Below are 7,620 nucleotides of genomic sequence, written 5' to 3' on the forward strand. Positions count from 1 at the left end.
GAGTTGACCGGCCGCCCCGCGCTCGCCGCCGAACTGCCCGACGCCCTCCCGGCCCACGGCGCGCTCCTCAGCGGTGACTTCACGGGCGGAGCGGGCGACCCCGACGACTTCTTCCGCGACCGGATCGAGGACCCGCAGGCGCTGCGCGCCAGGGTCGTCCTGCTGCGTGACCGCCCCACCGGCGGACTCTCGGCGGCGCCCGCCGCCAGGGAGCTCGCCCTCGGCGCCGACACCCCCATCAGCGAACTGGAGCCGGAAGAGGGCAGCCAGCTCGAAGCCCTCGCCGAACTCGTCGCCGTCACCGACTTCGCCGCGGTCTACCTCGCGCTCGCCTCGACTCCTCAGCCGGCCGCGTAACCCCGACGCTCCCAGACACCCCGTACACGCCCCCGTACACAAGGAAGCACAGACTTCATGGACCGCCTCGCCAATACGGTGCGCCCCTACGCCTGGGGCTCCACGACCGCCATCCCCGGACTCCTCGGCGTCGAGCCGACCGGCGAACCCCAGGCCGAGATGTGGATGGGCGCCCACCCGGGCGCGCCTTCGCGCGTCACCCGCCCCACCGCCGACGGCGAGCGCGCCCTGTCCGACCTCATCGCCTCCGATCCCGAGGCGGAGCTGGGCGCCGCGACCGTAGGCAAGTTCGGCCCGCGCCTGCCGTTCCTGCTCAAGATCCTCGCGGCGGGATCCCCGCTCTCCCTCCAGGTCCACCCCAACCTCGCCCAGGCGAAAGAGGGTTACGACGACGAGGAGCGCAGGGGCGTCCCCGTCGACGCCCCGCACCGCAACTACAAGGACGCCAACCACAAGCCCGAACTGATCTGCGCGCTCACCCTGTTCGACGGATTGTGCGGCTTCCGGGCCCCCGCCGAGGCGGCCAGGCTGCTGGCCGGACTCGACGTCGACTCCGTCAAGCCGTACGTCGACCTCCTCCAGGCCCGTCCCGAAGAGGCCGCGCTGCGCGAGGTCCTTACGGCCGTGCTCTCCGGCGACCCGGTCGAGACGGCGGCGACGGTCACCGAGGTCGCGGCCGCAGCCGAACGCCTCGGCGGCGAGTACGCCCCGTACGCCGGCATCGCCCACCACTACCCCGGCGACCCGGGCGTCCTCGCGGCGATGCTGCTCAACTACGTACAACTGCGCCCCGGCGAGGCGCTGTTCCTCGGCGCCGGCGTCCCGCACGCCTACCTCGACGGCATGGGCGTCGAGATCATGGCCAACTCCGACAACGTGCTGCGCTGCGGGCTCACCCCCAAACACGTGGACGTACCCGAACTGCTGCGCGTCGTACGGTTCGAGGCGACCGACCCGGGTGTGCTGCGCCCCGAGGTCTCCACGTCGGGCGAGGAGGTCTACGAGACCCCCATCGACGAATTCCGGCTCTCCCGCTACGTCTTGGCGCCCGGCGGCGCCGTACGCGACATCACGGCGGACACCCCGCAGATCCTGCTGTGCGTGGCGGGAACCCCCCGCGCGGGCGACATCGAACTGGCCCCAGGGCACTCGGTGTTCGTCCCGGCGGGAGACAAGGCCGAACTGTCCGGTACGGGAACGGTTTTCCGGGCAACAGTAGTGGCCTGAGGCATCCGCAGTGGCCTGAGCCGTCTCACGGCAGCCACGGCTGCAACAATGTCCGGCCACGCACCACCCACCGGGCCCGAACCCATGAAGCCCGCACCGAGGAAGGGACACCAGGCGACCCATGAGCGCGTCAGGCGGAACCAAGGCGATCGTCGCGGCGCTCGGCGCCAACCTCGCGATCGCAGTAGCCAAGTTCGTGGCGTTCCTCTTCAGCGGTTCGTCGTCGATGCTGGCGGAGAGCGTGCACTCCCTCGCCGACTCCGGCAACCAGGGGCTGTTGCTGCTCGGCGGCAAGAAGGCACAGCGCGAGGCGACCCCGCAGCATCCCTTCGGCTACGGCCGCGAGCGGTACATCTACGCGTTCCTCGTCTCGATCGTGCTCTTCTCGGTCGGTGGCATGTTCGCCGTCTACGAGGGCTACGAGAAGATCAAGCACCCGCACGCGCTGGAGTCCTGGTACTGGCCGGTCGGCGTGCTCGTCTTCGCGATCATCGCTGAGGGCTTCTCGTTCCGCACCGCCATCAAGGAGTCGAACCACACGCGCGGTTCGCTCTCCTGGACGGAGTTCATCCGGCGCGCGAAGGCGCCCGAGCTGCCGGTCGTGCTGCTGGAGGACTTCGGCGCGCTGATCGGTCTCGTACTCGCCCTCGCCGGTGTGGGCCTGGCCCTGGGCACCGACAACGGCGTCTGGGACGGTATCGGCACCCTCTGCATCGGTATCCTCCTCATCCTGATCGCGCTGGTCCTGGCGGTGGAGACGAAGTCCCTGCTGCTCGGCGAGGCGGCGGGCGCCGACCAGGTGGAGAAGATCAAGGCCGCGGTCGTCGACGGCGACGTCGTGACCGGCATCATCCACATGCGGACGCTTCACCTCGGCCCCGAGGAACTGCTGGTCGCCGCGAAGATCGCGGTGCAGCACGACGACACGGCCGACGAGGTCGCCTCCGCGATCAACGCCGCCGAGGCGCGCATCAGGGAAGCCGTCCCGATCGCCCGGGTGATCTACCTGGAGCCGGACATCTACAGCGAGTCGCGGGCAGCGTCGGGCGCCGACCCGGAAAAGGGCCCCGGCGGCCCGCTCACCCCGCCGGACGCAGCCGACGGACCTGACGCCGCAGACGCCGCCGACACTCACGACGGTGCTGCCGACGCGGCCGCCGACCCTGCCGACCCCGCCGACCCGGCGAAGCCCGCGTCCCCTGCGGACCCGCCTGCCGACAAGGCCTGACACCCCCCTCCCGCACGGCCGGTTCACGGCCGGTTTCCGGCCCCCTTTCAGCGGTCGGCTGTGGGCGGCTGGGCCGATCGGTGTAGATTCGACCGAAGAGCCAGACGTCGCTGCTGATGGCGGTCGGGCGGCCCGCGTCCGCGGACCGGCCGAGGGAGAGAGGGCCTCCGACGGACTGAGCCGCGAGTGCTCGGGCATTCGTATGCCCGCCGCCGCAGAGCCAGCCGCACGTACCCACCCTCGACCCCTTTACGAGGAGCAGCTCGTTATGACGACTGTCGCCAACCGACAGGACTTCAAGGTCGCCGACCTCTCGCTTGCCGAGTTCGGCCGCAAGGAGATCACTCTCGCCGAGCACGAGATGCCCGGCCTGATGTCGATCCGCAAGGAGTACGCCGAGGCCAAGCCGCTCGCCGGCGCCCGGATCACCGGCTCCCTGCACATGACGGTGCAGACCGCCGTCCTCATCGAGACGCTCGCCGCCCTCGGCGCCGACGTCCGCTGGGCGTCCTGCAACATCTTCTCCACGCAGGACCACGCGGCCGCGGCCATCGCCGTCGGCCCCGAGGGCACCCCGGAGAACCCGCAGGGCATCCCGGTCTTCGCCTGGAAGGGCGAAAGCCTCGAAGAGTACTGGTGGTGCACGGAGCAGGCGCTGACCTGGCCCAACACCCCCACCGGCGGCCCGAACATGATCCTGGACGACGGCGGCGACGCCACGCTCCTGGTGCACAAGGGCGTCGAGTTCGAGAAGGCCGGCAAGGCCCCGGACCCGGCCACGGCGGACAGCGAGGAGTACGCGTACATCCTCACGCTCCTCAACCGCACCCTCGGTGAGAACCCGCAGAAGTGGACGCGTCTCGCGTCCGAGATCCGCGGTGTCACCGAGGAGACCACGACCGGTGTGCACCGGCTGTACGAGATGCACCGTGACGGCTCCCTCCTGTTCCCCGCGATCAACGTGAACGACGCGGTGACGAAGTCGAAGTTCGACAACAAGTACGGCTGCCGCCACTCGCTGATCGACGGCATCAACCGCGCCACCGACGTCCTCATCGGCGGCAAGGTCGCCGTCGTCTTCGGCTACGGCGACGTGGGCAAGGGCTGCGCCGAGTCCCTCCGCGGCCAGGGCGCGCGCGTCATCGTCACGGAGATCGACCCGATCTGCGCGCTGCAGGCCGCGATGGACGGTTACCAGGTCGCCACGCTCGACGATGTCGTCGGTATCGCCGACATCTTCGTGACGACCACGGGCAACAAGGACATCATCATGGCCTCGGACATGGCCAAGATGAAGCACCAGGCGATCGTCGGCAACATCGGTCACTTCGACAACGAGATCGACATGGCCGGCCTTGCCAAGATCGACGGCATCGTCAAGGACGAGGTCAAGCCCCAGGTCCACACCTGGACGTTCCCCGACGGCAAGACCCTCATCGTCCTGTCCGAGGGCCGTCTGCTGAACCTCGGCAACGCGACCGGTCACCCGTCCTTCGTGATGTCGAACTCGTTCTCGGACCAGACGCTGGCCCAGATCGAGCTCTTCACCAAGCCGGAGGAGTACCCGACCGACGTCTACGTGCTGCCCAAGCACCTCGACGAGAAGGTCGCCCGCCTCCACCTCGAAGCGCTCGGTGTGAAGCTCACGACGCTCCGCCCGGAGCAGGCCGCCTACATCGGCGTCGACGTGGCCGGCCCGTACAAGTCGGACCACTACCGCTACTGAGCCGCACACCGGCACTGCGCCGGATGTGACACTCAGTCTCGCGTGACACCAGTCGGTACCAGGCAGGCCCCCCGCACCCCCGTGCCGGGGGGCCTGCCCCGTATCAACCCCCGAGGATCCGAAAGCCCCCATGCCCCGCGGCCGTTATTCGCTCCACGATCCGCACGATCACACCCCTCTCGGCGACGAACACTTCCACTGCGCGCCAGGCCCCTCCGGCTGGCGTTACGTCTCCCAGATCACCACCCCCGCCGGCGACCACGCGGGCTCCGTCGATCTGGCCATCGACGAACTCGGCCGCCCCATCCGTCTCGAACTCAACGCCGCCAGCTGGCAGATCCGCGGCGGCGCACTCGACGGCGTCACCTGGGTCCGTACCGACCCCACCGGCACTCATGCCACCGAAGGCAATGTGCGCGCCCACGCCTTCACCGGCACTTCCCCCGCCTTCCTCGTCGCTGTCGCCCGTCTCCTGCGCCTCACCGCCGGTTCCCCCGCCACCCGTGTCCGGCTCGTCGCCTTCACGGATCCCGTCCTCGCACCCCGCACCCTCGACCAGTCCTGGGCCCTGCTGAGAAGTGAAGCGCATGCCACTGACAACGGGCCCCTGACGGTGGACGAGTACCAGGTCAACGCCCTGGACACCGGTGAGCAGCACACGATCCACCTCAGCGGTGACGTGGTGCTCGCGGCCCCCGGCATCGAGCTGGAAGACCTGGAAACCCCGCCCTCGACGCTGCCCTGACGGCGGCTCAGGCGGGCGGCGCGAATCCGGTGGCGGGTCCGGACGGCTTGGAGGGTGACGGCGTGGCAGGCGCGGGCGTGGGAGCGGCCACGGGCACGGAACCCGCAGGAACGTCGGCGACGGGGAGACGGGGGACAGCGACACCGCCGGAGACACCGGCCGGAGCCTCGAACCCCCGTCGGGCCTCGCGCGCCTGACGCTCGTTCACCACGGCGGCCAGGTAAGCGGCCGGCGGCACGTCCGCGGGCTTCGGCGCCCCCGTACGGGCCGCCAGATCGTCCGCGAGCCGAACGGCCATGGACCAGTTCACGGCCGGGTCGAGCTGCCCCATACGCGTCAGGTACTGGCGTATCGCCAGCCACAGCGAGTCGGGGACCGACGACAGGTCGAGCGCGGCGAACCGGCCCACCAGCCACGGCGGGGGAGGCGGCACGCTCTCCATCCGCGCTCCGGGCACCCGCTCCCGTACGACGAGGGTCCCGGCGAAGACATCACCGATCCGCCGGCCCCGCGCCGACACGAGCGACGCGATACAGGCGATGACCCCGAACGAGATCAGGATCTCCACCACGCCCATCGCGCCCCGCACCAGCGCGTGCCGGAACCGGATGGGGCCGCCGTCGTCCCGTACCACCCGCAGACCGCAGGCGAGCTTGCCCAGCGAGCGTCCGTGGCTGAGCGTCTCGACCGCGATCGGGACACCGACCAGCACGAACAGGAACATCGCGACGGAGATGGCAGCCAGGGCGGCGTCGTCGAGCGAACCGGCCGCGACGACGACACCGATCGTCAGGATCAGATAGACCACCCAGATCACCACGAGGTCGATCGCGAGCGCCAGCGCGCGGCTCGGCAGCCTCGCCGGGCGCAGCCCGAGTACGACCGCGTCGCCCGTCACAAGCTCGTCCACCGGTGCCCACCCCTCGCCGACCTGCTCTGCACATCAGGCCGTCAGTCTGCCAAGCTGACGCACAGCGCGCCGCAGTACTACGGACCGACCGTACGCACCCAGTGCCTGGAGCAGCAGCCGACCATGGATCTCGATGTCTTCGTGACAAAGCACCGGGCCGAGTGGGACCGCCTGGACCACCTGCTGCGCCGTGGCCGCCGGCTCACCGGCGCCGAGGCGGACGAACTCGTCGTCCTCTACCAGCGCGCGGCGACCCATCTCTCCCTGCTCCAGTCCAGCGCACCCGATCCGATGCTCACGACCCGCCTCACCCAGCTCGTGGCGCGCGCCCGCGCGACGGTGACCGGCGCCCGCAACGCCAGCTGGCGTGACGCCGTGCGCTTCCTTACGGCGAGCTTCCCGGCAGCCGTGTACCGCGCACGGCACTGGTGGATACCGACAGCACTGCTGTCGACGGTCATGACGGCGGTGCTGGGCTGGTGGATCGCCGCCCATCCGGAAGTCCAGTCCTCGATCGCCGCCCCGGACGAGCTGCGCCAGATGACCCGTCCCGGCGGTCAGTACGAGACGTACTACTCCAGCCACCCGGCGGCGTCCTTCGCGGCCCAGGTGTGGACGAACAACGCCCAGGCAGCCGCCATGTGCCTCGTCCTGGGTGCGTTCCTCTGCCTGCCGGTGATCTGGATCCTCTTCACCAATGTCCTCAACCTGGCCGTCGGAGCGGGGCTGATGACGTCGGCGGGCCGGCTGGACACCTTCCTCGGCCTGATCCTCCCGCACGGCCTGCTCGAACTGACAGCGGTCTTCGTGGCCGCGGGTACGGGCCTACGGTTGGGCTGGACGCTGATCGACCCCGGCCCGCAGTCACGGCGAACTGCCCTGGCCCAACGGGGCCGAGCGGCAGTGGGCATGGCCATCGGCCTGGCCCTGGTCCTGTGCGTGTCGGGCGCGATCGAAGCCTTCGTCACCCCCTCGGGCCTGCCTACATGGGCGCGCATCACCATCGGCATCGCCGCCGAACTCGCCTTCCTGACTTACGTGTACGTCCTCGGCGGCCGGGCCGCGCGAGCCGGCGACATCGGCGACGTGGAGGCGGCGGACCGCAGCGCGGAGCTCCCGATCGCCGCCTGATGTGCATGGGGCGTCCGGGACCTGTTAGTCTCCTCTTCGCCCCACAAAAACCATTGACATGGTCGGCGTGGGGAGGTAGATTCGAACGGTTGCCTCGAAGCTGGACATGATCGAGTGCGGTGGTTAGCATCTATTGCAGCTCCGGACAGGAAGTTCAATTTCCTCGGAGCACCTGATTCGACATCCAGATGACGAAGGTCGGCGAAATCCGGCCCGAATATCTCTGATAAAGTCGAGTCAGCCGAAAGGCAAAGGCCACTCCCAAAGGCCACTGGAATTCATGAGGCGGAAACGCT

General features: G+C 69.7%; 7 protein-coding genes. 6 read left to right on the forward strand and 1 reads right to left on the reverse strand.

The window, feature by feature from the left end; genetic code table 11:
* From HY68_RS15155 to HY68_RS15175, 5 genes are all read left to right on the forward strand, one after another.
* Nucleotides 1-357, forward strand: a 357-nt coding sequence (locus HY68_RS15155) for an SIS domain-containing protein (RefSeq protein WP_041989050.1), incomplete at its 5' end; no start/stop codon positions are given.
* 57 nt (nt 358-414) lie between these two features.
* Nucleotides 415-1,584, forward strand: a complete 1,170-nt coding sequence (gene manA / locus HY68_RS15160) for a mannose-6-phosphate isomerase, class I (RefSeq protein WP_041989052.1) — start codon at nt 415-417, stop codon at nt 1,582-1,584.
* Nucleotides 1,585-1,705: 121 nt separating this feature from the next.
* Nucleotides 1,706-2,812 (forward strand): cation diffusion facilitator family transporter, encoded by a 1,107-nt coding sequence (locus tag HY68_RS15165; RefSeq protein ID WP_041989053.1) that lies wholly within the window; start codon nt 1,706-1,708, stop codon nt 2,810-2,812.
* 268 nt (nt 2,813-3,080) lie between these two features.
* A complete protein-coding gene (ahcY, locus tag HY68_RS15170) occupies nt 3,081-4,538 on the forward strand; it encodes an adenosylhomocysteinase (protein ID WP_041989055.1) in 1,458 nt (485 codons plus the stop codon).
* 130 nt (nt 4,539-4,668) lie between these two features.
* Entirely contained in the window at nt 4,669-5,283 is a 615-nt protein-coding gene (locus tag HY68_RS15175; protein WP_041989057.1) for a hypothetical protein, read from the forward strand.
* A 7-nt stretch (nt 5,284-5,290) separates the two neighbouring features.
* On the opposite strand, the gene HY68_RS15180 is transcribed toward HY68_RS15175, so the two are convergent.
* Nucleotides 5,291-6,193 carry an RDD family protein gene (locus HY68_RS15180; protein WP_041989059.1) on the reverse strand — a complete coding sequence of 301 codons (903 nt, stop codon included), beginning with the start codon at nt 6,191-6,193 and terminating at the stop codon, nt 5,291-5,293.
* Between the two features lie 123 nt (nt 6,194-6,316).
* On the opposite strand from HY68_RS15180, the gene HY68_RS15185 reads away from it, so the two are divergent.
* Complete coding sequence (locus tag HY68_RS15185) at nt 6,317-7,324, forward strand: stage II sporulation protein M (RefSeq protein ID WP_041989060.1); 1,008 nt, start codon at nt 6,317-6,319, stop codon at nt 7,322-7,324.
* The last annotated feature ends 296 nt before the right edge of the window (nt 7,325-7,620 follow it).

It is taken from the genome of Streptomyces sp. AcH 505, from assembly GCF_000818175.1.
Lineage (GTDB): Bacteria > Actinomycetota > Actinomycetes > Streptomycetales > Streptomycetaceae > Streptomyces.

What these genes read in the sequence shown, in the direction of transcription:
- manA (WP_041989052.1), top strand. Translation starts at nt 415, where the DNA reads ATGGACCGCCTCGCCAATACGGTGCGCCCCTACGCCTGGGGCTCCACG.
- HY68_RS15165 (WP_041989053.1), top strand. Translation starts at nt 1,706, where the DNA reads ATGAGCGCGTCAGGCGGAACCAAGGCGATCGTCGCGGCGCTCGGCGCC.
- ahcY (WP_041989055.1), top strand. Translation starts at nt 3,081, where the DNA reads ATGACGACTGTCGCCAACCGACAGGACTTCAAGGTCGCCGACCTCTCG.
- HY68_RS15175 (WP_041989057.1), top strand. Translation starts at nt 4,669, where the DNA reads ATGCCCCGCGGCCGTTATTCGCTCCACGATCCGCACGATCACACCCCT.
- HY68_RS15185 (WP_041989060.1), top strand. Translation starts at nt 6,317, where the DNA reads ATGGATCTCGATGTCTTCGTGACAAAGCACCGGGCCGAGTGGGACCGC.